This window comes from Psychrobacillus sp. FSL K6-2365, from assembly GCF_038003165.1.
Classification (GTDB): domain Bacteria; phylum Bacillota; class Bacilli; order Bacillales_A; family Planococcaceae; genus Psychrobacillus; species Psychrobacillus psychrodurans.
The window spans coordinates 2,965,949-2,991,347 of the sequence record NZ_JBBOOO010000001.1 but is presented as its reverse complement, the minus strand read 5'-3'; the positions used below and the strand labels follow the sequence as shown (position 1 = coordinate 2,991,347).

Genomic DNA, 25,399 nt, shown 5'->3' with positions numbered 1-25,399 from the left:
ATTCAACTCTTGCTCCTGCGATTACTCGTCGCAAAGTGAGCAAACCTTTGTTCTTTGAAAACTGGATAAAACGACATTGAAACAATAAACAACAAGAAATTCTGTTGTGATTATTTACGTAATCACAACGTGTAAGACTTTTTAACTTTTAGGTTAAGTTAATAAGGGCGCACGGTGAATGCCTTGGCACTAGGAGTCGACGAAGGACGGCACTAACACCGATATGCTTCGGGGAGCTGTAAGTGAGCTTTGATCCGGAGATTTCCGAATGGGGAAACCCACTGTTCGTAATGGAGCAGTACATTTGCGTGAATACATAGCGCATCTGAGACACACCCAGGGAACTGAAACATCTAAGTACCTGGAGGAAGAGAAAGAAAAATCGATTCCCTGAGTAGCGGCGAGCGAAACGGGAATAGCCCAAACCAAGAGGCTTGCCTCTTGGGGTTGTAGGACACTCTACATAGAGTTACAAAGGAATGAGTTAGACGAAGCGATCTGGAAAGGTCCGCAGGATAGGGTAAAAGCCCCGTAGTCCAAAATTCATTCTCTCTTGAGTGTATCCTGAGTACGGCGGAACACGTGAAATTCCGTCGGAATCCGGGAGGACCATCTCCCAAGGCTAAATACTACCTAGTGACCGATAGTGAACCAGTACCGTGAGGGAAAGGTGAAAAGCACCCCGGAAGGGGAGTGAAATAGATCCTGAAACCGTGTGCCTACAAGTAGTTAGAGCCCGTTAATGGGTGATAGCGTGCCTTTTGTAGAATGAACCGGCGAGTTACGATTACATGCAAGGTTAAGTTGAGAAGACGGAGCCGCAGCGAAAGCGAGTCTGAATAGGGCGAATGAGTATGTGGTCGTAGACCCGAAACCAGGTGATCTACCCATGTCCAGGATGAAGGTAAGGTAACACTTACTGGAGGTCCGAACCCACGCACGTTGAAAAGTGCGGGGATGAGGTGTGGGTAGCGGAGAAATTCCAATCGAACCTGGAGATAGCTGGTTCTCTCCGAAATAGCTTTAGGGCTAGCCTCAAACGTTAGAATCTTGGAGGTAGAGCACTGTTTGGACTAGGGGCCCATCCCGGGTTACCGAATTCAGACAAACTCCGAATGCCAATGATTTATGTTTGGGAGTCAGACTGCGAGTGATAAGATCCGTAGTCAAGAGGGAAACAGCCCAGACCACCAGCTAAGGTCCCAAAGTATTTGTTAAGTGGAAAAGGATGTGGCGTTGCTTAGACAACCAGGATGTTGGCTTAGAAGCAGCCATCATTTAAAGAGTGCGTAATAGCTCACTGGTCGAGTGACGCTGCGCCGAAAATGTATCGGGGCTAAACAAATCACCGAAGCTGTGGATTGATACCTTTGGTATCAGTGGTAGGAGAGCGTTCTAAGGGCGTTGAAGTCAGACCGGAAGGACTGGTGGAGCGCTTAGAAGTGAGAATGCCGGTATGAGTAGCGAAAGACGGGTGAGAATCCCGTCCACCGTATGACTAAGGTTTCCTGAGGAAGGCTCGTCCGCTCAGGGTTAGTCGGGACCTAAGCCGAGGCCGATAGGCGTAGGCGATGGATAACAGGTTGATATTCCTGTACCACCAAACCACCGTTTGAGTAATGGGGGGACGCAGAAGGATAGGGTAAGCATGCTGTTGGTTATGCATGTCCAAGCAGTAAGGTGTGAATGTAGGCAAATCCGCATTCTATAACATTGAGCTGTGATGGCGAGGACGTATGTCCGGAGTTCCTGATTTCACACTGCCAAGAAAAGCCTCTAGCGAGGTGATAGGTGCCCGTACCGCAAACCGACACAGGTAGTCGAGGAGAGAATCCTAAGGTGAGCGAGAGAACTCTCGTTAAGGAACTCGGCAAAATGACCCCGTAACTTCGGGAGAAGGGGTGCTCTTTTGGGTGCATAGCCTAGAAGAGCCGCAGTGAATAGGCCCAGGCGACTGTTTAGCAAAAACACAGGTCTCTGCAAAACCGTAAGGTGAAGTATAGGGGCTGACGCCTGCCCGGTGCTGGAAGGTTAAGAGGAGTGCTTAGCGCAAGCGAAGGTGCGAATTGAAGCCCCAGTAAACGGCGGCCGTAACTATAACGGTCCTAAGGTAGCGAAATTCCTTGTCGGGTAAGTTCCGACCCGCACGAAAGGCGTAACGATCTGGGCACTGTCTCAACGAGAGACTCGGTGAAATTATAGTACCTGTGAAGATGCAGGTTACCCGCGACAGGACGGAAAGACCCCGTGGAGCTTTACTATAGCTTGATATTGAATTTTGGTGCAACTTGTACAGGATAGGCAGGAGCCTTAGAGCCCGGAGCGCCAGCTTCGGAGGAGGCGTCGGTGGGATACTGCCCTGGTTGTATTGAAATTCTAACCCATACCCGTAACCCGGGTAGGAGACAGTGTCAGGCGGGTAGTTTGACTGGGGCGGTCGCCTCCTAAAGTGTAACGGAGGCGCCCAAAGGTTCCCTCAGAATGGTTGGAAATCATTCGAAGAGTGTAAAGGCAGAAGGGAGCTTGACTGCGAGACCTACAAGTCGAGCAGGGTCGAAAGACGGGCTTAGTGATCCGGTGGTTCCGCATGGAAGGGCCATCGCTCAACGGATAAAAGCTACCCCGGGGATAACAGGCTTATCTCCCCCAAGAGTCCACATCGACGGGGAGGTTTGGCACCTCGATGTCGGCTCATCGCATCCTGGGGCTGTAGTCGGTCCCAAGGGTTGGGCTGTTCGCCCATTAAAGCGGTACGCGAGCTGGGTTCAGAACGTCGTGAGACAGTTCGGTCCCTATCCGTCGTGGGCGTAGGAAATTTGAGAGGAGCTGTCCTTAGTACGAGAGGACCGGGATGGACACACCGCTGGTGTACCAGTTGTTCTGCCAAGAGCATCGCTGGGTAGCTATGTGTGGACGGGATAAGTGCTGAAAGCATCTAAGCACGAAGCCCCCCTCAAGATGAGATTTCCCATTACGCAAGTAAGTAAGATCCCTCAAAGACGATGAGGTAGATAGGTTCGGGGTGGAAGCGTGGCGACACGTGCAGCTGACGAATACTAATCGATCGAGGACTTAACCAAATTTTGTTTAACGTAACAATGTCGTTTATCCAGTTTTGAAAGAATAAATTTTTTATTAAATAACCCTTGAAAAATTCTACAGAGTTGTTATAATAAAGCATGTCTTTCAAAAGTATTCAAGTCTAGTGATGATGGCGAAGAGGTCACACCCGTTCCCATACCGAACACGGAAGTTAAGCTCTTCAGCGCCGATGGTAGTTGGGGGTCTCCCCCTGTGAGAGTAGGACGTCGCTGGGCTTGCAATAAATACATAATTTACCCAGGAGGATTAGCTCAGCTGGGAGAGCATCTGCCTTACAAGCAGAGGGTCGGCGGTTCGAGCCCGTCATCCTCCACCATATATTTACTCCTGCCGGAGTAGCTCAACTGGTAGAGCAACTGACTTGTAATCAGTAGGTTGAGGGTTCAAGTCCTTTCTCCGGCACCATTTTTAGAGCCATTAGCTCAGTTGGTAGAGCATCTGACTTTTAATCAGAGGGTCGTAGGTTCGAATCCTACATGGCTCATCACTTTATAGTGAATAATGTATGCGGGTGTGGCGGAACTGGCAGACGCACTAGACTTAGGATCTAGCGCCGCAAGGCGTGGGGGTTCGACTCCCTTCACCCGCACCATTTAATTTAATAACCGAGCGGAAGTAGTTCAGTGGTAGAACACCACCTTGCCAAGGTGGGGGTCGCGAGTTCGAACCTCGTCTTCCGCTCCAAAGATTCACTAAAGTGCCGGGGTGGCGGAACTGGCAGACGCACAGGACTTAAAATCCTGCGGTAGGTGACTACCGTACCGGTTCGATTCCGGTCCTCGGCACCACTTTTATGAAAAACATATGCGCTCGTAGCTCAATTGGATAGAGCACTTGACTACGAATCAAGAGGTTGCAGGTTCGAGTCCTGCCGAGCGCACCATATTTGACGGGAAGTAGCTCAGCTTGGTAGAGCACTTGGTTTGGGACCAAGGGGTCGCAGGTTCGAATCCTGTCTTCCCGACCAGTTATTATTTTCGGGGCCTTAGCTCAGCTGGGAGAGCGCCTGCCTTGCACGCAGGAGGTCAGCGGTTCGATCCCGCTAGGCTCCACCATTTTAAAAAAAGTTGAAATCTTGGCGGTGTAGCTCAGTTGGCTAGAGCACTCGGTTCATACCCGAAAGGTCGTGGGTTCGACTCCCTCTGCCGCCATCTTAAGGACCTTTAGCTCAGTTGGTTAGAGCAGACGGCTCATAACCGTCCGGTCGCAGGTTCGAGTCCTGCAAGGTCCACCATCAATATCTTGGAGGAATACCCAAGTCTGGCTGAAGGGATCGGTCTTGAAAACCGACAGGCGGGTCATACCGCGCGGGGGTTCGAATCCCTCTTCCTCCTCCATTTTAATCTAATTGATGCAGGTGTAAGCCGAAGAATGTGTCTCACTATTTTTAAGCAATGTACCATCGATTTTGTAAATATATAACGTCGCGGGGTGGAGCAGTGGTAGCTCGTCGGGCTCATAACCCGAAGGTCGCAGGTTCAAATCCTGTCCCCGCAACCAAATGGTCCCGTGGTGTAGCGGTTAACATGCCTGCCTGTCACGCAGGAGATCGCCGGTTCGATCCCGGTCGGGACCGCCATTTATATATGAATGTTAATACATATCAATTGGAAATTTGGCTTGAATAATTAGCTTAATTTAAAATTGAAGAGGCTCAGTAGCTCAGTCGGTAGAGCAAAGGACTGAAAATCCTTGTGTCGGCGGTTCGATTCCGTCCTGAGCCACCATTTAATGCGGGTGTAGTTTAGTGGTAAAACCTCAGCCTTCCAAGCTGATGATGAGAGTTCGATTCTCTTCACCCGCTCCAAAATAATGGGCCTATAGCTCAGCTGGTTAGAGCGCACGCCTGATAAGCGTGAGGTCGATGGTTCGAGTCCATTTAGGCCCACCATTATTCCGAAGTAGCTCAGTGGTAGAGCAATCGACTGTTAATCGATCGGTCGTAGGTTCGAGTCCTACCTTCGGAGCCATATATGGGGAAGTACTCAAGTGGCTGAAGAGGCGCCCCTGCTAAGGGTGTAGGTCGGGCAACCGGCGCGAGGGTTCAAATCCCTCCTTCTCCGCCATATATTGGCCCCTTGGTCAAGCGGTTAAGACACCGCCCTTTCACGGCGGTAACACGGGTTCGAATCCCGTAGGGGTCATACTCAAAAAAAGGTAACCAATCATTGGTTACCTTTTTTTATTTTTAACTTTTATTTTATTCCTTTCTCTTTTTCTATGTCGATGTATGGAACGGTCATTCAATAGAATGCATACAACATAATGACCAGTGATAACGCATAAATAATGAACCCTAGGTTATATATAGAGTGAATTTAAAATATGATATCATTTCTATTGAAGGGAGAGGTTATAGTTGTTTCAAAAATTTAGTAAAGTTATGCTCATACTTGTACTAGCGTTAGGCTTCACAAGCTTAGGTCACATGCAAGCAGACGCAGCTACAAACAAAGTTATGTGGGGAAAAACAGAGTTAAAACAAGGGCAAATAGGTAAAGTAACAATTCTTGCAGACACGAATTTAGTTAAAGTTGGCTCCAATGGATCACTTAATAAAGTACGCACACTAAAAAAAGGTGATGAATATAGAGTCTATACGTATAAGGGAACAAATGGTGGCTTATATGGAGTAGGGGCAAGTAGTTTCATACAAAAAGGTTCTAAAGTGAAATATGAAACTCCATCTAAAAGTAAGCTAGCTTTGCTTAATAAAGAAGTAATAGGTGGGCTAACACCAAAAGCAGGGATGAAGCTTGTTTATTCTCCTAGCTTTACTGAAAATACACAAAATGAATTTACTGTTAGTGATTCCTATAATTCTGAATACGATATGACGGAAGCTTTTTTAAAGAAGAAAGGTGATATCCTAAATAATTTTACTTATATTGAACGTAAAGATCGTTTAATATTTGGGGTAAGTCATACAGATTGGGCCATACTTGATCTCGCTTTTCCATTGATTGAAGGAAAAACAACGAGAGAATATTATCTAACAGAGGACAACAATCAAGCTTTTTATAATGTATTTGTGGAAAGTACTACTAGTACGGTTAAAGTAAAAGCCGGAACATTCCAAAACGTGGTAGTTGTTCGTACAAACTATGGCTACACGTTCTATATCGCACCCGGAATCGGAATTATCAAGCTTGTCGATAAAAAAGGTGTACTTAAAGCAGAGTTATTATCATATAAATAAGAAAAAAACCAGAGTGCTAGCTTTTTAATAGCATTCTGGTTTTTTAAAATATTATACATAATAGCCAATCAATAGACCTAAGCCTAAAAGGAATACAAAAATCGTATTCGTAAGTGCGGTGTCTTTCATAGCAGGCGCAACCTGAACTGGATTTTCTGTTTGTTTAAATAGTTTTATCGCATGTATAGGTTTTTTCATACTTAACAAAACCAATAAACTCCATGGAGTGATTATTTGCAAAACAACTAAAGCAATAATCCAAAGATAAGACAAAATAAAATAAGAAGCTAAAATAGTAATGGCGTTCTTCCTACCAACTAATATAGCCATCGTTTTTCGTCCACCTATGGTGTCTTCGACTAAATCGCGAATATTATTAGAAAGCATTATTGCAGCAACTAACAGGGCACTTGGTACAGATAACCAAACAGCAAATAGTGGTACTGAACCAACTTGAATATATACTGCAATTAAAACAATGAGCATTCCCATGAACAATCCACTGAATAACTCTCCAAATGGAGTACTAGAAATAGGGTAAGGTCCACCAGTATAGAAGTATCCAACGGCCATAGAAATTGCACCAACTACTAATAATAGCCAAGAGCTTTCATAACAAATATAAATTCCTAAAATAGCTGCTATTAAATATAGTAATAGAGCTAGTTGCATAACGGTTTTGGGTTTTACACCATTACGTACTATTGCTCCTCCTATACCAACCGATTCCTCACTATCAAGTCCTCGTACAAAATCATAATACTCGTTAAACATATTTGTAGCAGCTTGTATTAGAAGACAAGCTAATAACATAGCAATAAATAATAGCCAGTCAATATTTGCCTCGTATAGGGCAATCATTGTACCTAAAAAAACAGGTGCAAATGAAGCAGTAAGAGTATGTGGCCTTGTTAATTTCCACCAAACACGCCAACCTTTGTCTGCTTGAAATTCATGTGACATAATTTTTCTCTCCTTTAAAAGAATCCAATCTCAATTTTAGCATAAATTTATGGCTAAATGTGTGCTGAAATGTGTAGAAAGATGTATGATTAAGGGTAGAGTAATTTAATTAACCTAGATAAAAGAGTAGTTATTAAACGGAGGTCATATTTATGCCGAAAACCACCGGTACCATTGATACAAAATACCGTTTTTATACGGAAACAATAGAAGTCTCAAGATTGTCTGCCCAGGCATTCTTTGAAGCAGGGGATGAATTATATAGAGGGAAACGTTATTTTTGGCAAAACAAAGAGAAGACGTTAACTTTAGTAGGATTGGGACATGCTCATATTATTGCAAATAATTTAGAAGATAATAGATACAAGGATATTGATGCGAAGTGGAAGAAACTATGTCAGTCTTCATTAAAGGAAAAGGCAGATGTATCTCCAATTCTATTTGGTGGATTTTCATTTGATCCTAAAAACAAGGTTTCATCGGAATGGGATACGTTCCCTTCTGCCTTCTTTGTCGTATCTAAATTTCAGTTAGTTATTCAGCATGACCAAGCATTCGTTAATATTCATTATATAACGGATGAAGTGAAAAGCATGGAACCTTTTGAACAACTACGTATAGAAAGAGATGCGTTAATACACACTGCTCAGGTAAAAGAGTTAAAGGTACATGCTAAACCAACACTAATCAAACGAGAAGATCGCTTGAAAGATGAATATTTGCACGCTGTAGAGGATGTAACGAAGAGAATCCGAGAAGATGAGATACAAAAAGTAGTAATTGCCCGATCTCTAAAACTAACATTTAACGATACTTTTTCTCCTGCAACGGCAATATATAATGCATCGATGGAGCAACCAGAAAGTTATTTATTTGGTTTAGAGAATGATGAAAAAATCTTCTTTGGCGCAACTCCTGAGCGACTTGTAAAAGTGGAGAATAATAAAGCTCAATCTGCAGGGCTTGCGGGTTCCATTAGAAGAGGGAAGAATTCTCTCGAGGACAAAGAGTTAGGAGATTCATTATTAACAGATCCCAAAAACTTAGGTGAGCATAAATATGTTGTAGAAATGATTAAGAAGGTATTTATGCAATATTGTGAGGATATTAAAGTACCAACTAGACCAAAGCTTATGAAGATTAGAGATATCCAACATCTATATTCTCCAATTGAAGGAGACCTTAAAAAGGAGTCTTCATTATTTGAATTAGTACAAGCTTTACACCCAACACCAGCATTAGGAGGAGAGCCTCGTCAGGATGCGATTAAAATTATTCGTGAATCCGAACAGATGAATCGTGGATATTATGCTGCTCCAATCGGTTGGATAAATGCTGAAGGAGACGGGGAGTTCGCAGTTGGGATACGTTCTGCTTTAGTGGAAAATGAACATGCCTACTTATATGCAGGTGGCGGAATTGTTGCTGAATCATCCTCTTTAGAAGAATTTGAAGAAACACGAGTGAAGTTCCGTCCGATGCTTCGAACTCTTGGAGGAAACATGAATGACTAACATCGAGTATTTAACTTCTTATGTAAATCACTTAGTAGAAACGATTAAACAGGCAGGAGTTCAGGATATAGTAATGTGTCCTGGCTCAAGGTCTACTCCACTTGCGTATGCATTTGCTAAACATGAAGGATTTCAATTTTATCGACAAATAGATGAGCGCTCGGCTGGTTACTTTGCGCTTGGTATTGCGAAAGCTAAAAAAAATCCTGTTGTTCTTTTATGTACTTCAGGAACAGCAGCAGCAAATTTTTTCCCAGCGATAGTGGAAGCATATTACGCACGTGTACCTTTGTTGGTCATTACAGCTGATCGGCCTCATGAACTCAGAGAGGTAGGAGCTCCACAAGCAATCGATCAACTTCATTTGTACGGAAAGCATGTGAAGTGGAGTGTAGATTTCCCACTACCCGAACAAAATGAAGAGAGCCTTGCTTTTGTAGAGCGTCATATTCAGCGCGCAGTGTCTACATCTAGAGTTTTTCCGATGGGACCAGTCCATATAAATGTACCATTCCGTGAACCGTTATTACTTGATATGGAACAAACAACATCAAATGTGAACATGCAAGTTTCGGAAATAGGAAAGTTAGTGCCAAGTGCAGAGTTTCTAGAATGGTATAAAGATATACTACAAAATGAGGAGAGAGGATTATTTATAGTAGGAGATTCACTTCAAACTACTGATGGTTTTTGGGAATTTGCAAAACAAGTACGGTGGCCAGTTCTAGTGGACCCTTTATCTAATTTACGGGCATCCATACCTGACGAATGTATGGATTTATGTATAGATCAATATGATGCAATTCTAAAAAATGATGCTTTTAAAAAAGTGGCTGTTCCTAATGTAGTCGTTCGTTTTGGGGCACAGCCTGTTTCCAAGCCATTAATGCTGTTTTTAAAGTCTTGTAAGCCTTCAGTATTTATCGTTGTAGATGAAAGTCCTATTTTTCGTGATTCACTTCATATCGCTACACATCATGTTCAGGTTGAGGCAGGGGCGTTATGGATAAAAACACTTGAAAAAGCTTCCTCTAAATATGCCGATTCCTGGTCTCAAGCAAATGAAATTGCTACTAATCATGTGAACAGCTATATTCAAAATGAAACAGATGAAGGTGCATTGGCAGGCATGTTGTTTGAAACACTACAAGATAATTCCTATTTATTTGCTAGTAGCAGTATGCCAATACGAGACCTTGATACTTTTTTCAATAAAACGTCCAAAGATATTCAGCTCTATGCAAACAGAGGAACTAATGGAATCGACGGAGTAGTTTCTACAGCAATCGGAGCTCAAGCAGCTTTAAATCGTCCAGGGTATTTGCTAATAGGGGACTTAGCGTTCTTACATGATTTGAATGGTTTGATTGTGACTCGATTCCACCGTACCGATATGACAATTATCGTTATGAATAATGATGGCGGTGGTATTTTCTCTTATTTACCTCAGTCTACAGAAACCAATTATTTTGAGCATTTATTTGGTACTCCGACAGGATTAGAGTTTTCACATATAGCAGCTATGTATAATGCACAATACTCTGCCGTTCATTCGAAGGAAGATTTTAAAGCAGCCCTTACTGGGGAGAAGTTAAAGGATATTCGTATTATTGAGGTATTTACGAATAGACAAGTTAATACAGAAACACATCGCAAATTATGGGATGAAATTTCGAAGGAGCTGGACTCGGTTTGGAAAGTACAACTGTAAATGTCCGTGGGATTGATATCCATTTCAACAGATATAATAATGGGGCTAAGGAAAGAATAGTGTTATTGCATGGTTTTACAGGTTCTACAAATACATGGAATGAAGTAATTTCTTTTCTACCCAATACATTTGATATTTTAACCATTGATCTTATCGGTCACGGAGTAACTTCGAAGCCTATGAATTCAACCCGTTACGCTGTAGAGGAGCAGATAGCAGACTTACATGCATTGTTTCATCAGCTTAAGTGGAGTAACTTTACGCTAGTTGGTTATTCAATGGGTGGTCGATTAGCTCTATCCTATGCAAGCCGATATCCTGTTGATAGGTTAATCCTTGAAAGTAGTTCCCCTGGTATTACTGAGATAGAACAACGTTTAAATAGAAAACAATCAGATGAGCTCCTTGCTGATCGAATATTGAATAAAGGGCTCACATCCTTTGTGCATTTTTGGGAAGGGATTCCTTTATTTCATACTCAACGCCAATTGTCTTTGGAGACACAGCAGCAGATACGAGAGGAACGACTTGCGGGTTCTGAAATTGGCCTAGCTAATAGCTTACGTGGATTTGGTACAGGGGTGCAACCTTCCTATTGGCACAAGCTCGAAGAAATTAACACACCGACATTTTTGTTAACAGGAGAGCTAGATGAAAAATTTAGCAAGCTTGCGAAAAAGATGAAAAAATACCTTCCAGATGTTGCACATATAGAAATAAGAGATGTAGGACATGCAATTCATGTGGAAAATCCTGAATTGTTTGCTACAATAGTAAAGGATATTATTTTAAAGGAGGATGTAAAATGACTCGCGAATGGACAACATTACATACATATGAAGACATTAAGTATGAGTTCTACAACGGGATTGCTAAGGTAACAATTAACCGTCCGGAGGTGCGTAACGCATTTCGCCCTAAAACAGTAATGGAAATGATAGATGCATTTTCTCGTGCTCGTGACGATCAAAATGTAGGTGTCATTATTTTAACTGGTGAAGGTGAGCATGCATTCTGTTCAGGTGGAGACCAAAAAGTACGTGGCCATGGTGGATATGTAGGAGAAGATGAAATTCCACGTTTAAACGTACTAGATTTACAACGTCTTATACGTGTAATCCCTAAACCAGTAGTAGCAATGGTAGCTGGTTATGCAATTGGAGGCGGACATGTTTTACATGTAGTATGTGATTTAACAATTGCTGCTGATAATGCGAGATTTGGACAAACTGGACCTAAGGTTGGATCGTTTGATGCCGGCTACGGTTCTGGTTATTTAGCACGTATTATCGGACATAAAAAAGCGCGTGAAATTTGGTACTTATGCCGTCAATATGATGCACAGCAAGCACTTGATATGGGATTAGTCAATACGGTAGTTCCATACGCGCAATTAGAGGATGAAACTGTTCAATGGTGTGAGGAAATGCTAGAAATGAGTCCAACAGCACTACGTTTCTTAAAAGCTGCGATGAATGCAGATACGGATGGTTTAGCAGGTCTTCAACAATTAGCAGGTGACGCAACTCTGCTTTACTATACAACGGATGAGGCAAAAGAAGGCCGCGATTCTTTTAAAGAAAAACGCAAACCAGATTTTGGTCAATTCCCACGTTTTCCGTGATGCATAGCATCCTGCAAGTAAAAAGCTGTCCTTTATAGGATGGCTTTTTTACATAGGAAATCGACATATGTAAATTATAATAAAAGGAGTACAAAATGTTTCCTAATTTACTATTAAAACGTGCCCATTTAACACCAGATCGCATTGCGTTACGCTTTATGGGAGAGGTGTGGACATTCGGGCAACTTTATAACGAAGCAAATGAATTTGCAGAGAGACTTCATGCTAAAGGAATTCAACCTGGCATGAGAATAGCTATTTTATCAAGCTCTAATGCAGAACTAGTAATTGCCATACATGGTTGCCTTCAACTTAGCTGTGAATTAGTTATGCTAAATGAACGTTTAAGTGAAGTAGAATTAAATTATCAGCTCCATGATAGTAAACCAGATATTTTACTTTTAGATAATCATGAAAGAATAATTAGCTATAGTCAAAGGTTTTCATTTAATGATATTTATAGTCATAAAAGAAAAGCTTATCCTATAGACAGGGATTGGCCTAAAGAACGAACTATTTCCATTATGTATACATCAGGTACTACAGGAAGACCAAAAGGAGTACGCCAATCGCTAGAAAATCATGTGATGAATGCAACTGGTTCAGCACTCCATTTAGGTATTCATCCAGACGATTGCTGGCTATGTATAGTACCATTGTTTCATATAAGTGGATTTTCTATTCTTATGCGATCTGTGTTATATGGAATGAAGGTAAGTCTACATACTAAATTTGATCCAGAAAAAGTAGTAGATGAAATATTAGATGGAGCAGCTACTAGAATGTCTTTAGTTTCGGTTATGCTTCAACGCATTGTATCCGTTCTAGAAAATAGAAATCAGCATTTTCCTGATTCATTTCAATCGATGTTAGTTGGTGGGGGTCCCGTTCCTTTATCTTATTTAGAACGAGCGATTGAACGAAATATTCCAGTACTGCAAACGTATGGAATGACCGAAACCTCCTCACAAACGACGACCTTATCGAGTGAGGATGCTATTCGTAAACTAGGATCAGCCGGAAAGCCACTTTTCTTTGCAGATGTTCGCATAGATGGGGAAGAAAAAATGGGAGAAATTTGTATTAAGGGACCCCATGTGACAACAGGATATATTGGAGCAGCTGAGTCCAAAAAACCACTAATAGACAGCTGGCTTCATACCGGAGATATTGGTTATTTGGATGAGGAAGGATATTTGTTCGTTGTTGATCGACGCTCAGATTTAATCATATCTGGTGGTGAAAATATTTATCCGGCAGAATTGGAGCAAGCTCTAGTAAAACATCCATCAGTTGTTGAAGCAGGGGTTACAGGTCGACAGGATGACAAATGGGGACATGTTCCAATAGCATTTGTTGTAGTAACCGAGCAAGTTACAATAGATGAGTTAAAGAATTTTATGGAGACTCAGATTGCATCATACAAGCTTCCAAAGGAATATCACTTTATAGATGCGCTGCCTCGCAATGGGGCAAATAAATTAGTGAGAAGAGAATTATTAAAGTTAATATGATAGTAAATATATACCATGAATACTGGGTTCATTGGACTTGAAAGATTGACTAATACTACTGATTTCCTTTTCAGGTAGATGCTTTTCATGGGGTGAGAGATGAGCTATCACCGTCGCTAGCGTGGTCTCACTCATCCCACTGGAGTCGCGACCTGTAACGAAGATCAATATATCCAACTATAAGATTCTGAATTAGAGAAGCTATAATTTAATGATAATTGTGTAATGTAGATGATTTATATATAAGTGGAATTTTAAAGAAATAGTAAGTATATACTCAATAAAGTAGCAAGATAGCGAACGAAATTGCATCTTCGTGAGCTTCTTCTATGTATAGGGAAGTAGCTTTTCACTAGTTATCCAAAAACGTATTTGCCTGTTTCTAGAAGTTGTAGAAGGGCGATGGACAGGCAAACGCGAAAAAATTACCGAAAAAAAGGGATGCTTGTTGGTTGTGAAGGAAGTCACATCCAACAAGCATCCTTAAAAAATTCACCCGGTAATCAATAAAGCATTACGTCTGTCCAAAGCACTTCGAAAACGATAGTAACAAGTATTGCTCAAAAGGAACGGTTATTGATTTATATGCTTTTTACACTATTAGTTCAAAACGGTTTTCAATGTCTCTAAGTTTTTGTTCATCAATGTAAAATAATTTTCTTTGTTATTGATATCTTCTTTTGATAATACTCCTAAGTTGTGTAGAACCAAGCTTTCTGCGCCAATTTCCTTTTGAATCACTTCTGTTAGTTTGGATGAAACATTTTGCTCAAATAAAATATAGTTTATATTTTTTTCTTCTGCCAAATCGATTAACTTAGTCAGTTCTTTTTGGGATGGTTCATCTTGTGAATTCAGTCCAGCCACTGCTAATTGTTCTAAACCGTATGTGTTCGCTATATAACCAAATGCAGCGTGAGATACAAAGAAGGTTTTATTTGCTGCTGTATGAGCCATTTCTTCAAAATCTGCATCTAGTTTCTGAAGTTCATTAACAAGTTCCTCATAGTTTTTTTCAAAAGTCTCTTGATGTTCAGGTGAAATTTCCACTAAAGAGTCCTTAATAGAAAGTGCAAGGCTTTGACTAATTTTAGGTGAGATCCAAACATGTGGATCTATATCCCCATGATCATGTCCTTCATGGCTGCCATGCTCTTCAGCCGCTACATCCTCATCATCGTGATCATGTGCTTCCTCAGTAGTAGCTTCCTCGTGCTCGTGATCATGTGCTTCCTCAGTAGTAGCTTCCTCGTGCTCGTGATCGTGTGCTTCCTCAGTAGTAGCTTCCTCGTGCTCGTGATCATGTGCTTCCTCAGTAGTAGCTTCTTCGTGCTCGTGATCGTGTGCTTCCTCAGTAGTAGCTTCCTCGTGCTCGTGATCATGTGCTTCTTCAGTAGTAGCTTCTTCATGAACGTGATGTGATTCTTCAAGTTGTTCATCTGATACTGCATCCACAGTAGCTACCATTTTCACATGTTCCTCTGCTAAAGTCTTCTTAGCATTATCGACAAAACCTTCTAAGCCAAGTCCTATGTAAAAAAACAAGTCAGCATCTGCAAGTGCCATCATATCCTTTTGGGTTGGTTCAAATGTATGTTCATTTGCTCCTGCTGGGTAAATAGATGAGACGTTTACAGATTCTCCTCCAATACGTTCAGCAAAGTATTGTAGTGGATACACCGTTGTATATATTTGTACTTGCTGATCTTTAGTTGCAACATTCTCTTCATTGTTTCCACAAGCTGCAAGTAACAATAAAAGAAAAAGAATACTTCCTAAACAAATTCGTTTCAATTTATTCACTCTCCTAAATAGTAATGATTACGTTTTGAAAAAAGATAACTTCATTAGATTACAGCACTTTCGAAAAAAATGCAAGAAAAAATAGCCTTTGTATTATTATTTTTTCAAAGGCCATTCATCAGGAACGGGATCAATGCCACCTTCATGAAAGGGATGGCATTTAGATATTCTTTTTACAGTTAAAATACTTCCTTTAATTGCCCCGTGTTTTTGAACTGCTTCTACTCCGTAATGGGAGCATGTTGGATAGAAACGGCAACTAGGTGGGGAAAGTGGTGAGATAAACTTTTGATAAAAGCGAAAAATAGATATAATTATATGCTTCATGGATTATTCAGCATCCTTAGGTTTTGGATCAATTTTCGAAGGCTTGTCATTCATAGCTAGCTTGTACAAAAAAGAAAAGCCAAAAATACTTAGTATTATTGCTGCACCCAATATCCAAAATACCATTATTGCTCACTCCAATTAACTTATCGTTATGTTTATTGTATGAAAATTAGAGGTATATTGAAAGAGAAAGCAACTAAAATTAAAGGGAGAGTGACAAATTTATGTCAGCAGCACTTAATAAAGAATTAAATAAACAAGTAGCAACATGGTCGGTTATGTACACTAAATTACATAATTTCCATTGGTATGTAAAGGGACCGTCATTTTTTACTTTACATGCCAAATTCGAAGAGTTATATAACGAAGCTACACTTAATATGGATGAAATTGCAGAGCGTTTATTAACACTAGGTGGCAAACCAGCGGCAACATTAACAGAACACTTGGAGTTATCAGTAGTAAAAGAAGCATCCAGCAAAGAAACAGCTGACCAGATGGTACAATCTGTTGTAGATGACTTTGATAAAATTATGAAATCTCTTAAAAAAGGGATGGAAGAAGCTGCAAAAGATGAAGATGATATGACGGAAGATGTACTAAACGCAATTTACCAAAAAACAGAAAAACATCAATGGATGTTAAATGCATTTTTAGGAGATACCAATTCGACCAAAAAATAATATTCGCTTCATAATAATCTAGGTTAACCGATATAAAGAATGTTATGAAGGAGGAATCTCTGTGGACATAAACTCCATTATGTCATCTAATTTACTTCAGTTGCAACAAACTGTTCAAATGAGTGTTTTGCAAAATGCTATGAACATGGAAACTGTTGCTGCGGTAAAATTGTTAGAAGACATGCCTCAAACAGCTGCTCCACATCCTTATAAAGGGTCGGCTGTAGATATTCAAGGGTAATAAGAACAGCGGTAGCGCCTAGCGTTAGCCCTAAAAGTATTAAAAGAGTGACAGTAGGGGTTTCATTGTCTTGGTCTGTCCATTCTAAAACGACTCGAGGGGCTAGGCGTTAGAGCTTAGACAGAAGCTGATTAAAAGGTATATTATTTATAACCCAAATACATGCGCTATTTGTGCATGTTTTTTTATTTTTTGCTCAAACTCTTATAAAAGGATGTGTGAAAATGACCTTGTACAAAGTGTATATCTCCGTAAAAAGTCAGCAAGTATATGCTTATCCCGATGAATCTCAGTGGGAATTTGAAGTAACTGCAACTAGGAATGAAATAAAAGTATTTGAAAGACTTTTTTATCAATTGAAAAATGTGCAAAGCAGAAATTTTCTACGAGCACATGAACCAATGTCTGTAAAGCCGTATCATGTGGACGGAGAAAATGATCAATATGATAGAAGGCTAAAAAAAGTGTATGCATGGATTCATGAATTCACTTCGGAAGAGAGTAAACGATTTATAGAACAGCTACCTTATTTTCAAAGAAGAATGGAGGTTCAACTATGAGCAAGAATTTAAATAGAAAAGGTAATGAAAACCCTGTAACTTATCGAAATGTTAGCTCACTTCTCAATCAGTCTCCACAAGATAAATCAAAGCAGAATATTGCACAAAATAGAGAAGAAGGTAATGAAGATTACAAAATGGGACCTCCCAAAGAATAGTTATGATTGGTTCTTCGTGAGCTTTCTTTATGAATAGGAGATTAGCATTTGTCTGGTTATCCAAAAACGCAATAACCTGTTTCAAAAAGTTGTGGTAGGGCTACGGACGTACAAACACCATGAGATTACCGCTTTTTGGTTGTAGAGTCCGTCACAACCAACCAGCATCTCTAAAAATTCACAAGGTAATAAATATTCCAACAAGACCTGCTCAAAACGATAGGAACAGGTTTTGAATGTAAGGAACCAGGTGTCTAGTTGCCTGGTTTTTCTTATGTATATGGTAATATTTAAAGAAAACAAGGGGGAATCAGAAAATGTTTTCTTTCGAAGATTTAAATGGATTTCAAGTACAGCTATCCTTTCAGCAAGGAAGCTTTTCTATTGAATCTAAGCATGTATTAGTTTTAGCAAAGCATAATGGAAAATGGTTGTTAACGAAGCATCCAAAAAGAGGATTGGAGTTTCCGGGTGGTAAATTAGAGAAAGGAGAAACTTTAGTTGAAGCAGCGATTAGAGAAACAAAAGAAGAAACAAATGTACATATAGTAAATCTAGAATGGCTAGCTGAATATATGGTATTAGATAATATCCCTTTTTGTAAAACTGTTTATATAGCAAAAGTTGGGTATATTAATATGGAGCAGACAAGCTTTGAGACAGAAGGAGCTTTCTGGTTATCCTCAGAAGAACTTACTCGTAGTGAATATTTAAGCTTCCATATGAAAGATGATGGAATGAAAGCCATTTTAAAGAAGGTGAAAGAAATTGAAAATAAATGGAACGATTGAAAAGGTTCTCACTTATCCATCTCCAAACCCTAATATCATAATGAGCGAAATTACATATTGGTCCTGTGGTCTTCGAGTAAAAGGAATGTTAGCAGTACCAAAAAAGCCAGGAAACTATGATGGAATTTTATATTGTCGAGGTGGCATGCAAAGTATCGGTATGGTTCGACCTGCACGAATTGCACAAATCGCCTCTGAGGGATTTGTAATATTTGCGCCATATTATCGAGGTAATCGTGGTGGTGAAGGAAGGGATGAATTTGCTGGAGAGGATCGCTGGGATGCTGTTTACGGAGTAGAAGTATTAAAGCGATATTGCATTCCAGGGCGGATTCACTTATTTGCATTTTCTCGGGGTGGTATCATGGGCTTATGGATTGCTATTCTACGCAATGATATTACATCCTTAGTTACATGGGCTGGTGTTTCTGATATTTATTTAACATATGAAGAAAGACTAGATATGAGAAAAATGATGAAACGTGTAATCGGAGGTACTCCTACTAAATTCCCATTAGGATATGAGCAGCGAGATGTATTACCTCGTATAGAGGAGACGAACGTGCCCACTCTTATAATACATGGTGAACGAGATAATAATGTATCTTTTGAGCATGCAAAGGTTTTAGAGCAAGCATTAATAGGGAATAGTATACCAGTTGAAACCTGGTATTATCCAGAATTCACACATTTTTTTCCAAGCAAAATAAATAGACGTGTAGTAAAAGATGCATGTCAATGGATGAAAAATCAGAGAGGGGTTTAAAAATGGGCAATGTTGTAGTAACAACTGAGGCAATGAGTGTAGAAGGGAAATCTTCGTTTCCTGTAGATACTAGTTTTTGGGAGGATTTGTGGGATCAATACACAAATGAATTCGAAGAAGTGGTGATCCATTGTTGGATGGAGGAACTAGACATTTTAGAAGAATTAAACTCTCGAGCAGTTTCCGTTCAAACGGAAGGACTAATGAAAGTGTTTACTATTAATCTCACGGATGAAAATAGGCTCTATTTTAGAAATTATTCGGTTGATCCAAAAGGTGGTTTAAAGTGGTTTACGATGTTCTTCCAACAGGATGGAGTTGAACAAATGGAAGTAGGTCACTATGGTTCAGAAATTATTCTATATAAGGTCAATGAAGAGGAAGCAGAGAAGTTTGTAGAAATATTTCCGAAAATAGCTGATAGTGAATATCATGCGACTAATGGTGACTAATGCTAATTATAGGTTACAATTATCTATCTAGAACAATTCCGGTTGAGAGTCAATTCCCCGGTAGTTAACGTAAGTTTATATGTAAGTGGAAAACAGAAACTTTATTGTTTCTGATTTTTTTGTTATAAGTGAGTCAATTTCATAATTAGTTGTTTTATTTAAAAATACAAATACTTAATATCGTAATATTTATTCGTTTTTTTAAAGCGATCCCGTTGATTGGAGTGGCAGGCGACGACTCCAGTGGGAACAGCGCGAGCTGAAAGCCCCGCAGGAAAGAAAATGGTCGAACTTTGTTTGACCAATGTCTTTGCGACGAGTAACCGCAGGCATATGTTTTCGTAGTGACGCTGAGATTGAAGCCATGCCCGCGGAAAGCGTCCGCCTAAAGAGTAAATCAGCTTTGTTCGGATTTAACTATATAATTTTCTTTATTAAATTGATTCAAGTAACAATTAATTTTATAAGGTGAAAATAATGAAGTCGATGAATATCTATGATAAGAAGAGATGCTTTTAAAAAGTGGACTAGATCAGTTCAAAAAATGAATCTTTTTAGTTTGGAAATCCGTATTAGAATTAATTAATCAGAAAAATCTTAAAGTTCTAATAGGGGGTAAGTTTAATGAATAAAGTTTATATTATTGCAGTTACAGTAGCTATTGAAACACTTTCACTTTGGTTAGTTTCACTTTTCTTTGGATGGAGTTTCATAGATACGATATTTTTAGGGGGACTTGCTATATTTGGGTGTGTTTGGTTATTTCAATTAAATAACAATCAAACAAATAACGAATATAATGCTTTTGCAAAAGGACAGAATGGTCTAGACACCGGGGTTATAACGCCATTTCGATTTAAGATGACCCCTATTACCTTGGGGCTTCTGGCTTTTATAGCGGGTAGTTTTTTGGTGACGGTTGTTAAATATTATCCTTATTTTTTAAATTAACAAATTTTAGTAAATGTAAAATACTCAAAATAAAGAGCCCAAAATTTTCATTTTGGGCTCTTTTATATTTTAAATTTATTAAGCTAATGGTCCGCCTTTAACGGAAATATCTTCAGATACTGTACCAAACTTTTTAAAGTTTTCACGGAATGACTGAGCTAGCTCAGCTGCTTTTTGATCATATGCAGCTTTATCTGCCCAAGCATTACGAGGTATAAGTACCTCGGAAGGAACACCTTCCACTTGCATAGGAATAGCTAAGCCGAATACTGTATCTGTTTCTGTATCAGCATTGTTTAGCTTGCCATCAATTGCAGCACGAACCATAGTACGAGTGTATGAAAGCTTCATGCGGTTACCTACACCGTATTCTCCACCAGTCCAACCAGTGTTTACTAAGAATACTTGTGCACCGTGCTCGTCAATTTTCTTACCAAGCATTTCTGCATATACCGTTGCATGTAATGGTAAGAATGGTGAACCGAAGCAAGTAGAGAATACTGGTTGTGGCGATGTAACTCCACGTTCAGTTCCAGCAAGTTTAGAAGTAAATCCACTTAAGAAGTGGTACATTGCTTGTTCTTTTGTAAGTTTACTGATTGGAGGCAATACGCCAAATGCATCAGCGGTTAAGAAAATAATTGTATTTGGGTGACCAGCAACAGAAGGCTCTACAATATTTTCGATATATTGAATTGGATAAGCAGCACGAGTATTTTCTGTTAATGAATTATCAGCATAGTTAGCAACGCGTGTTTCCGCATCTACCACTACGTTTTCTAATACAGTTCCAAATGAAATGGCATCCCAAATTTGAGGTTCATTTTCACGAGTTAGGTCGATACATTTTGCATAACAACCACCCTCAATATTAAATACGCCATTATCAGACCAGCCGTGCTCGTCATCACCGATTAATTTACGGCCAGCATCTGCAGAAAGGGTAGTTTTACCTGTACCTGATAAACCAAAGAATAATGCAACGTCTCCGTCATCTCCAACATTTGCAGAGCAGTGCATTGGTAAGATGTCTTGTTCTGGGAGCAAATAGTTCATAATAGAGAATATTGATTTTTTCATCTCACCAGCATATTCAGTACCACCGATTAACACAGTGCGTTTTTCCATGGATACAATGATAAACGTTTCTGTACGGGTACCATCTACAGCAGGATCCGCTTTGAAATTAGGAGCAGAAAGAATAGTGAAGTCTGTTGTATGTGTAGTAAGATCTTCCTGTGTTGGACGGATAAATAACTGATGAGCGAAAAGATTATGCCAAGCGTATTCGTTAATTACTTGAATACCTAGACGTGATTCTTTATCTGCCCCTGCATATCCTTTAAACTCGAAGATTTCGTCTTGTTTGTTTAAGAAGTTAATCATTTTTTTATATAGAGCATCAAAAACGTCAGAAGAAATTGGTTGGTTTACTGAGCCCCAATCGATTTTGTCTTTTGAAATAGCTTCATCTACTATATACTTATCTTGTGGGGAGCGGCCAGTATATTTCCCTGTTTCGGCTTTTACTGCACCAGTAGAAGTTAAAACAGCTTCTCCTCTTGTTGTAGCTTTTTCCACAAGTTGTGGCACTGACAATTGGCTGCTAACGTTATTTCCTGCTAACAATTCTTTCAGTTCACTCACAGTATCGATTGAATTCATCTTGAATATACCATCCTTTTTTTATATTTCCTCTAAAAAAGAGGAAGTTTTTCTAGATATGTGAAATAGTATAACACATTAAAGTAATTAGTCTATACTAATGAAGCTAATATTTTTCTTTTGTGAATAAAATGCAAACAAAAAAATAGTTGACTTCTGCTACTTATTTACGTATGATGATGAATTGAACGGATACTCTTATCCCGAGCTGGTGGAGGGGTCAGGCCCTATGAAACCCGGCAACCTGTAATTGTTTTATTATTACAAAGGTGCCAAACCTGAGACAAGGTGAAATTCCTTGATTTGATAAGAGTGAAAGGTGCTTATGATATTAATACCTTTCCTCATGTGTATTTACGTGAGTGAGAGGTTTTTTTATTTAACATCGCCCTTTATCCTTGTGTGCCAAGTCCGAAACGGCTTCAAGTTAACTTCAATTCACAGCAATTACATTTACTCTTATGTGATGAAAATGCATGAAACATTTTGAATGGCTTGACATGGGAATGAGTACCGTATCAATTCTTGAGAGAAATCTCGCGGGATATAGGAGGAATAATCTATGACGCAACGTCGATTATTTACATCAGAATCAGTAACAGAGGGCCATCCAGATAAAATCTGTGATCAAATCTCTGATGCAATTCTAGATGCAATTTTAGCAGAAGACCCAAATGCTCGTGTAGCTTGCGAAACGAGTGTGACGACAGGACTAGTATTAGTTGCTGGAGAAATTACTACATCTACATACGTAGATATCCCTAAAGTAGTTCGTTCTACTATTAAAGAAATTGGCTATACACGTGCTAAGTATGGCTTTGATGCAGAAACTTCTGCTGTGCTTACTTCAATTGACGAACAATCAGCTGATATCGCGCAAGGTGTGGACCAAGCTTTAGAAGCAAGAGAAGGCTCTATGAGTGATTCTGACATTGATGCAATTGGAGCAGGAGACCAAGGTTTAATGTTCGGCTATGCTTGTAATGAAACACCAGAGCTTATGCCGCTACCTATTAGTTTAGCGCATAAACTATCTCACCGATTAGCATCAGTTCGTAAAGACGAAACTTTAGACTATCTTCGTCCAGACGGAAAAACTCAAGTAACAGTAGAATATGACGAAAACAATAATCCTGTTCATATCGATACTATTGTTATTTCAACACAACATCATCCAGAAATAACTTTAGAACAAATTCAAAAAGATATTAAAGAAGTAGTAATTAATCCAATTGTTCCTACAAATTTAATAGATGAAAATACAAAATACTTTATCAATCCGACTGGACGCTTTGTAATTGGTGGACCACAGGGTGATGCTGGCTTAACAGGACGTAAAATTATTGTAGATACTTACGGTGGTTATGCTCGTCATGGTGGGGGAGCATTCTCTGGTAAAGATCCAACAAAAGTTGACCGTTCTGCTGCTTACGCTGCACGTTATGTTGCTAAAAACATTGTTGCTGCTGGCCTTGCAGATCGTTGTGAAGTACAACTTGCTTATGCAATTGGTGTAGCTAAACCAGTTTCAATTGCTGTAGAAACTTTTGGTACTGGAAAGGTAGAGGAAGTTGAATTAGTTTCATATATTCGTGAACTATTTGATCTTCGTCCAGCAGGAATTATTAAAATGCTAGATCTTCGCCGTCCAATATACAAACAAACAGCTGCATATGGTCACTTTGGTCGTACAGACATTGATGTTCCATGGGAGAAAACAGATAAAGCTGCAGCGTTAAAAGAAAAGGCTGGATTATAAGTAGTATGAACAAAAAAGGCTTTCCTATAATGGAAAGCCTTTTTTCATACAAATAATAACTTTCCAATAATACAGCTGATTTTCGTTTCAGGAGGAATTGAACAGCATATATAGTTTTCTTTTACCAGAAAGATCATTAACAAATTTTATTTTTGAAGGGATTTATAGTATTGACCTTTTTCTACATATTCCCGGATAATTCTTTGTACATCAGCTTTATCGTCTTCATTTAGCTCACGCACCACTTTTGCTGGGCTGCCTAATGCTAATGAATTTGGAGGTATTTTTTTGCCAGGCGGTACGAGACTTCCAGCTCCGATAAATGCACCATCTCCAATTTCAGCACCATCTAAAATAATCGATCCCATTCCTATTAAAGCTCCTTTACGTATAGTACAACTATGTAAAGTCACCTGGTGTCCGATAGTTACTTCATCTTCAATAATAAGTGGCTTATTTGGACTCTGATGTAAACAGCTTAAATCTTGTATACTTACTTTACTTCCAATAATAGTAGGAGCAACATCCCCTCTAATTACCGTATTAAACCAAATTGTAGTCTCTGGACCGATTGTCACATCACCTGTTATTGTGACATAATCAGCTATAAAAGCAGAGTCGTCAATAGTCGGTGTTTTACCTTTATATGGATAAATCATTTCGCATACACTCCTTTTGAAATTAGATTATAATTAATCGTATCAGACATAAAGATTGAAAGAAACCTAATACCATGAAATTGCAAGGAAAGAAAAGAGGTTTGTTTATATGTGGAAATGGGAAACAGAAGGAAAGCCTAAAGCAGTAATAGTTATTGTTCATAGTGCTTATGAGCATCACAGAAGATATGCTTGGTTAATTGAAAAGTTAAGAAGTTCTAACTATCATATTGTAATGGGTGACCTGCCAGGTCATGGAGAATTAAAGAAATCAAAAACTATTCATGATGAATCCTTTGAACAGTATAAGAACTACATTAAACAAGCGTTGCAAGTTGCAGTTACGTATGATCTTCCAATATTTTTAATGGGACATGGCTTTGGAGCCACTTTACTTATAAAAGTTTTGCGTAAACTAGATATTGAATACGCTGGCGTAATACTAACATCTCCATGGTTACAGCTTCAAAAGCTCCCTTCGAAATGGACCAACACACTAGCAAAGTTATCAGTACCACAGAAAATCAATCATGATATTCACTTAAATGAATTAACGAGAAATTATGAAGTGTTCCAACAATTCGCATCAGATCCCACCTATAGAACCTTCATTTCGACAGAATGGTACAAGGAACTCCAAGCACTAATAAAATCTGTGAATCAATTGAACATCTCCATACCAAATAAACCGATTCTTGTTATGACTGGAGAGCGGGATAAGATTACAGATACAAATGCTGCAGCTAGTTGGTTAAGAAAACAAGAACTTTCTGAATATCAATTCAAAGAATGGAAAAATTGCTTCCATGATCTCTACCAAGAACCGGAGCGTGAAGAAATCTTTACATATTCTCAGTCATTTATCAATAATGTACTCACAGACATTGGCTATATTGTTTGAAATTAAAACCCTATCTACTAACTATAGATGGGGTTTTTGTTTTTTGGAGCTTA

Annotated in this window: 22 protein-coding genes, 20 tRNA genes, 2 rRNA genes and 1 riboswitch; of the genes, 38 read left to right on the top strand and 6 right to left on the bottom strand. The window is 39.4% G+C overall.

What is annotated here, in order from left to right:
- Positions 1-151: 151 nt before the first annotated feature.
- The 23 genes from MKY29_RS14975 to MKY29_RS14865 all read left to right on the top strand — a co-directional run bounded on the left by MKY29_RS14975 (position 152) and on the right by MKY29_RS14865 (position 6,301).
- Positions 152-3,080, top strand: a 23S ribosomal RNA gene (locus tag MKY29_RS14975).
- 121 nt (positions 3,081-3,201) lie between these two features.
- Positions 3,202-3,317: ribosomal RNA gene (gene rrf, locus MKY29_RS14970) — 5S ribosomal RNA — on the top strand.
- Between the two features lie 25 nt (positions 3,318-3,342).
- Positions 3,343-3,418 (top strand) — tRNA-Val (locus MKY29_RS14965).
- 13 nt (positions 3,419-3,431) lie between these two features.
- Positions 3,432-3,507 (top strand) — tRNA-Thr (locus MKY29_RS14960).
- Between the two features lie 6 nt (positions 3,508-3,513).
- Positions 3,514-3,586 (top strand) — tRNA-Lys (locus MKY29_RS14955).
- Positions 3,587-3,609: 23 nt separating this feature from the next.
- Positions 3,610-3,694, top strand: a tRNA-Leu gene (locus MKY29_RS14950).
- Positions 3,695-3,711: 17 nt separating this feature from the next.
- Positions 3,712-3,786, top strand: a tRNA-Gly gene (locus MKY29_RS14945).
- 15 nt (positions 3,787-3,801) lie between these two features.
- Positions 3,802-3,890 (top strand) — tRNA-Leu (locus tag MKY29_RS14940).
- An 18-nt stretch (positions 3,891-3,908) separates the two neighbouring features.
- Positions 3,909-3,985 (top strand) — tRNA-Arg (locus tag MKY29_RS14935).
- Between the two features lie 7 nt (positions 3,986-3,992).
- A tRNA-Pro gene (locus MKY29_RS14930) sits at positions 3,993-4,069 on the top strand.
- 12 nt (positions 4,070-4,081) lie between these two features.
- Positions 4,082-4,157 (top strand) — tRNA-Ala (locus tag MKY29_RS14925).
- A gap of 22 nt (positions 4,158-4,179) precedes the next feature.
- Positions 4,180-4,253 (top strand) — tRNA-Met (locus tag MKY29_RS14920).
- A gap of 6 nt (positions 4,254-4,259) precedes the next feature.
- Positions 4,260-4,336: transfer RNA gene (locus MKY29_RS14915), tRNA-Ile, on the top strand.
- A 10-nt stretch (positions 4,337-4,346) separates the two neighbouring features.
- A tRNA-Ser gene (locus MKY29_RS14910) sits at positions 4,347-4,439 on the top strand.
- Between the two features lie 88 nt (positions 4,440-4,527).
- Positions 4,528-4,602, top strand: a tRNA-Met gene (locus tag MKY29_RS14905).
- A 3-nt stretch (positions 4,603-4,605) separates the two neighbouring features.
- A tRNA-Asp gene (locus MKY29_RS14900) sits at positions 4,606-4,681 on the top strand.
- A gap of 72 nt (positions 4,682-4,753) precedes the next feature.
- A tRNA-Phe gene (locus MKY29_RS14895) sits at positions 4,754-4,829 on the top strand.
- A gap of 6 nt (positions 4,830-4,835) precedes the next feature.
- Positions 4,836-4,909 (top strand) — tRNA-Gly (locus tag MKY29_RS14890).
- A gap of 7 nt (positions 4,910-4,916) precedes the next feature.
- Positions 4,917-4,993: transfer RNA gene (locus tag MKY29_RS14885), tRNA-Ile, on the top strand.
- A 4-nt stretch (positions 4,994-4,997) separates the two neighbouring features.
- Positions 4,998-5,072, top strand: a tRNA-Asn gene (locus MKY29_RS14880).
- Between the two features lie 5 nt (positions 5,073-5,077).
- Positions 5,078-5,168, top strand: a tRNA-Ser gene (locus MKY29_RS14875).
- A 6-nt stretch (positions 5,169-5,174) separates the two neighbouring features.
- Positions 5,175-5,246 (top strand) — tRNA-Glu (locus MKY29_RS14870).
- 215 nt (positions 5,247-5,461) lie between these two features.
- Positions 5,462-6,301, top strand: a complete 840-nt coding sequence (locus MKY29_RS14865; RefSeq protein WP_093496162.1) for a hypothetical protein — start codon at positions 5,462-5,464, stop codon at positions 6,299-6,301.
- 51 nt (positions 6,302-6,352) lie between these two features.
- Here the strand turns inward: MKY29_RS14865 and MKY29_RS14860 are convergent, their stop codons facing one another.
- Positions 6,353-7,264, bottom strand: a complete 912-nt coding sequence (locus MKY29_RS14860; RefSeq protein WP_093496163.1) for a 1,4-dihydroxy-2-naphthoate polyprenyltransferase — start codon at positions 7,262-7,264, stop codon at positions 6,353-6,355.
- Between the two features lie 152 nt (positions 7,265-7,416).
- Here MKY29_RS14860 and MKY29_RS14855 point away from each other — a divergent pair, with 152 nt between their 5' ends.
- The 5 genes from MKY29_RS14855 to MKY29_RS14835 all read left to right on the top strand — a co-directional run bounded on the left by MKY29_RS14855 (position 7,417) and on the right by MKY29_RS14835 (position 13,627).
- Positions 7,417-8,778 (top strand): isochorismate synthase, encoded by a 1,362-nt coding sequence (locus tag MKY29_RS14855; protein ID WP_340880181.1) that lies wholly within the window; start codon positions 7,417-7,419, stop codon positions 8,776-8,778.
- Entirely contained in the window at positions 8,771-10,489 is a 1,719-nt protein-coding gene (gene menD, locus MKY29_RS14850; RefSeq protein ID WP_340880180.1) for a 2-succinyl-5-enolpyruvyl-6-hydroxy-3-cyclohexene-1-carboxylic-acid synthase, read from the top strand. The genes MKY29_RS14855 and menD overlap by 8 nt, the downstream gene beginning before the upstream one ends.
- Positions 10,471-11,298 carry a 2-succinyl-6-hydroxy-2,4-cyclohexadiene-1-carboxylate synthase gene (gene menH / locus MKY29_RS14845; RefSeq protein WP_340880179.1) on the top strand — a complete coding sequence of 276 codons (828 nt, stop codon included), beginning with the start codon at positions 10,471-10,473 and terminating at the stop codon, positions 11,296-11,298. The genes menD and menH overlap by 19 nt, the downstream gene beginning before the upstream one ends.
- Complete coding sequence (gene menB / locus MKY29_RS14840; protein ID WP_090564459.1) at positions 11,295-12,113, top strand: 1,4-dihydroxy-2-naphthoyl-CoA synthase; 819 nt, start codon at positions 11,295-11,297, stop codon at positions 12,111-12,113. Before menH ends, menB begins: the two co-directional genes overlap by 4 nt.
- Positions 12,114-12,208: 95 nt before the next feature.
- Positions 12,209-13,627: an o-succinylbenzoate--CoA ligase gene (locus MKY29_RS14835; protein WP_340880178.1), complete on the top strand. Its 1,419-nt coding sequence runs from the start codon at positions 12,209-12,211 to the stop codon at positions 13,625-13,627.
- Positions 13,628-14,227: 600 nt separating this feature from the next.
- Here MKY29_RS14835 and MKY29_RS14830 read toward each other — a convergent pair.
- From MKY29_RS14830 to MKY29_RS14820, 3 genes are all read right to left on the bottom strand, one after another.
- Positions 14,228-15,430: a metal ABC transporter solute-binding protein, Zn/Mn family gene (locus tag MKY29_RS14830; protein WP_445677879.1), complete on the bottom strand. Its 1,203-nt coding sequence runs from the start codon at positions 15,428-15,430 to the stop codon at positions 14,228-14,230.
- Between the two features lie 96 nt (positions 15,431-15,526).
- Positions 15,527-15,757 carry a membrane protein insertion efficiency factor YidD gene (yidD, locus tag MKY29_RS14825; protein WP_093496169.1) on the bottom strand — a complete coding sequence of 77 codons (231 nt, stop codon included), beginning with the start codon at positions 15,755-15,757 and terminating at the stop codon, positions 15,527-15,529.
- A gap of 3 nt (positions 15,758-15,760) precedes the next feature.
- On the bottom strand, positions 15,761-15,883 hold the full coding sequence (locus tag MKY29_RS14820) for a hypothetical protein (RefSeq protein ID WP_269915822.1): 123 nt from the start codon (positions 15,881-15,883) through the stop codon (positions 15,761-15,763).
- 101 nt (positions 15,884-15,984) lie between these two features.
- On the opposite strand from MKY29_RS14820, the gene MKY29_RS14815 reads away from it, so the two are divergent.
- The 8 genes from MKY29_RS14815 to MKY29_RS14780 all read left to right on the top strand — a co-directional run bounded on the left by MKY29_RS14815 (position 15,985) and on the right by MKY29_RS14780 (position 20,362).
- Positions 15,985-16,443, top strand: a complete 459-nt coding sequence (locus MKY29_RS14815) for a Dps family protein (RefSeq protein ID WP_093496170.1) — start codon at positions 15,985-15,987, stop codon at positions 16,441-16,443.
- 61 nt (positions 16,444-16,504) lie between these two features.
- Positions 16,505-16,684: a putative motility protein gene (locus MKY29_RS14810; RefSeq protein WP_090564450.1), complete on the top strand. Its 180-nt coding sequence runs from the start codon at positions 16,505-16,507 to the stop codon at positions 16,682-16,684.
- Positions 16,685-16,908: 224 nt separating this feature from the next.
- On the top strand, positions 16,909-17,244 hold the full coding sequence (locus tag MKY29_RS14805) for a hypothetical protein (protein ID WP_090564448.1): 336 nt from the start codon (positions 16,909-16,911) through the stop codon (positions 17,242-17,244).
- Positions 17,241-17,402 (top strand): hypothetical protein, encoded by a 162-nt coding sequence (locus tag MKY29_RS14800; RefSeq protein ID WP_241597118.1) that lies wholly within the window; start codon positions 17,241-17,243, stop codon positions 17,400-17,402. Before MKY29_RS14805 ends, MKY29_RS14800 begins: the two co-directional genes overlap by 4 nt.
- A 317-nt stretch (positions 17,403-17,719) precedes the next feature.
- Positions 17,720-18,193 (top strand): NUDIX domain-containing protein, encoded by a 474-nt coding sequence (locus MKY29_RS14795; RefSeq protein WP_340880175.1) that lies wholly within the window; start codon positions 17,720-17,722, stop codon positions 18,191-18,193.
- Entirely contained in the window at positions 18,171-18,959 is a 789-nt protein-coding gene (locus MKY29_RS14790; RefSeq protein ID WP_340880174.1) for an alpha/beta hydrolase family protein, read from the top strand. Before MKY29_RS14795 ends, MKY29_RS14790 begins: the two co-directional genes overlap by 23 nt.
- Positions 18,960-18,961: 2 nt before the next feature.
- Positions 18,962-19,411: a hypothetical protein gene (locus MKY29_RS14785; RefSeq protein ID WP_090564444.1), complete on the top strand. Its 450-nt coding sequence runs from the start codon at positions 18,962-18,964 to the stop codon at positions 19,409-19,411.
- A gap of 624 nt (positions 19,412-20,035) precedes the next feature.
- Positions 20,036-20,362, top strand: coding sequence for a hypothetical protein (locus MKY29_RS14780; RefSeq protein ID WP_241597109.1), 327 nt, complete (start codon positions 20,036-20,038; stop codon positions 20,360-20,362).
- A 78-nt stretch (positions 20,363-20,440) separates the two neighbouring features.
- Here MKY29_RS14780 and pckA read toward each other — a convergent pair whose 3' ends face one another.
- Positions 20,441-22,027 carry a phosphoenolpyruvate carboxykinase (ATP) gene (pckA, locus tag MKY29_RS14775; RefSeq protein ID WP_340880172.1) on the bottom strand — a complete coding sequence of 529 codons (1,587 nt, stop codon included), beginning with the start codon at positions 22,025-22,027 and terminating at the stop codon, positions 20,441-20,443.
- Between the two features lie 195 nt (positions 22,028-22,222).
- Positions 22,223-22,340, top strand: a riboswitch (SAM riboswitch).
- Positions 22,341-22,589: 249 nt separating this feature from the next.
- Between pckA and metK the strand changes: the two genes are divergently transcribed.
- On the top strand, positions 22,590-23,786 hold the full coding sequence (metK, locus tag MKY29_RS14770; protein WP_340880171.1) for a methionine adenosyltransferase: 1,197 nt from the start codon (positions 22,590-22,592) through the stop codon (positions 23,784-23,786).
- A 146-nt stretch (positions 23,787-23,932) separates the two neighbouring features.
- Here the strand turns inward: metK and MKY29_RS14765 are convergent, their stop codons facing one another.
- The gene (locus MKY29_RS14765) at positions 23,933-24,445 is read right to left on the bottom strand and encodes a gamma carbonic anhydrase (RefSeq protein WP_090564436.1); all 513 of its coding nucleotides are present in this window, start codon (positions 24,443-24,445) and stop codon (positions 23,933-23,935) included.
- A gap of 109 nt (positions 24,446-24,554) precedes the next feature.
- Between MKY29_RS14765 and MKY29_RS14760 the strand changes: the two genes are divergently transcribed.
- Positions 24,555-25,346 (top strand): alpha/beta hydrolase, encoded by a 792-nt coding sequence (locus MKY29_RS14760; RefSeq protein WP_093496175.1) that lies wholly within the window; start codon positions 24,555-24,557, stop codon positions 25,344-25,346.
- The last annotated feature ends 53 nt before the right edge of the window (positions 25,347-25,399 follow it).

Bases quoted from the DNA above. Each gene is read 5' to 3' on its own strand.
- MKY29_RS14860 (WP_093496163.1), bottom strand. From the start codon at position 7,264: ATGTCACATGAATTTCAAGCAGACAAAGGTTGGCGTGTTTGGTGGAAA.
- MKY29_RS14855 (WP_340880181.1), top strand. From the start codon at position 7,417: ATGCCGAAAACCACCGGTACCATTGATACAAAATACCGTTTTTATACG.
- menD (WP_340880180.1), top strand. From the start codon at position 8,771: ATGACTAACATCGAGTATTTAACTTCTTATGTAAATCACTTAGTAGAA.
- menB (WP_090564459.1), top strand. From the start codon at position 11,295: ATGACTCGCGAATGGACAACATTACATACATATGAAGACATTAAGTAT.
- MKY29_RS14835 (WP_340880178.1), top strand. From the start codon at position 12,209: ATGTTTCCTAATTTACTATTAAAACGTGCCCATTTAACACCAGATCGC.
- yidD (WP_093496169.1), bottom strand. From the start codon at position 15,757: ATGAAGCATATAATTATATCTATTTTTCGCTTTTATCAAAAGTTTATC.
- MKY29_RS14820 (WP_269915822.1), bottom strand. From the start codon at position 15,883: ATGGTATTTTGGATATTGGGTGCAGCAATAATACTAAGTATTTTTGGC.
- MKY29_RS14815 (WP_093496170.1), top strand. From the start codon at position 15,985: ATGTCAGCAGCACTTAATAAAGAATTAAATAAACAAGTAGCAACATGG.
- MKY29_RS14805 (WP_090564448.1), top strand. From the start codon at position 16,909: ATGACCTTGTACAAAGTGTATATCTCCGTAAAAAGTCAGCAAGTATAT.
- MKY29_RS14800 (WP_241597118.1), top strand. From the start codon at position 17,241: ATGAGCAAGAATTTAAATAGAAAAGGTAATGAAAACCCTGTAACTTAT.
- MKY29_RS14795 (WP_340880175.1), top strand. From the start codon at position 17,720: ATGTTTTCTTTCGAAGATTTAAATGGATTTCAAGTACAGCTATCCTTT.
- MKY29_RS14785 (WP_090564444.1), top strand. From the start codon at position 18,962: ATGGGCAATGTTGTAGTAACAACTGAGGCAATGAGTGTAGAAGGGAAA.
- MKY29_RS14780 (WP_241597109.1), top strand. From the start codon at position 20,036: ATGAATAAAGTTTATATTATTGCAGTTACAGTAGCTATTGAAACACTT.
- pckA (WP_340880172.1), bottom strand. From the start codon at position 22,027: ATGAATTCAATCGATACTGTGAGTGAACTGAAAGAATTGTTAGCAGGA.
- metK (WP_340880171.1), top strand. From the start codon at position 22,590: ATGACGCAACGTCGATTATTTACATCAGAATCAGTAACAGAGGGCCAT.
- MKY29_RS14765 (WP_090564436.1), bottom strand. From the start codon at position 24,445: ATGATTTATCCATATAAAGGTAAAACACCGACTATTGACGACTCTGCT.
- MKY29_RS14760 (WP_093496175.1), top strand. From the start codon at position 24,555: ATGTGGAAATGGGAAACAGAAGGAAAGCCTAAAGCAGTAATAGTTATT.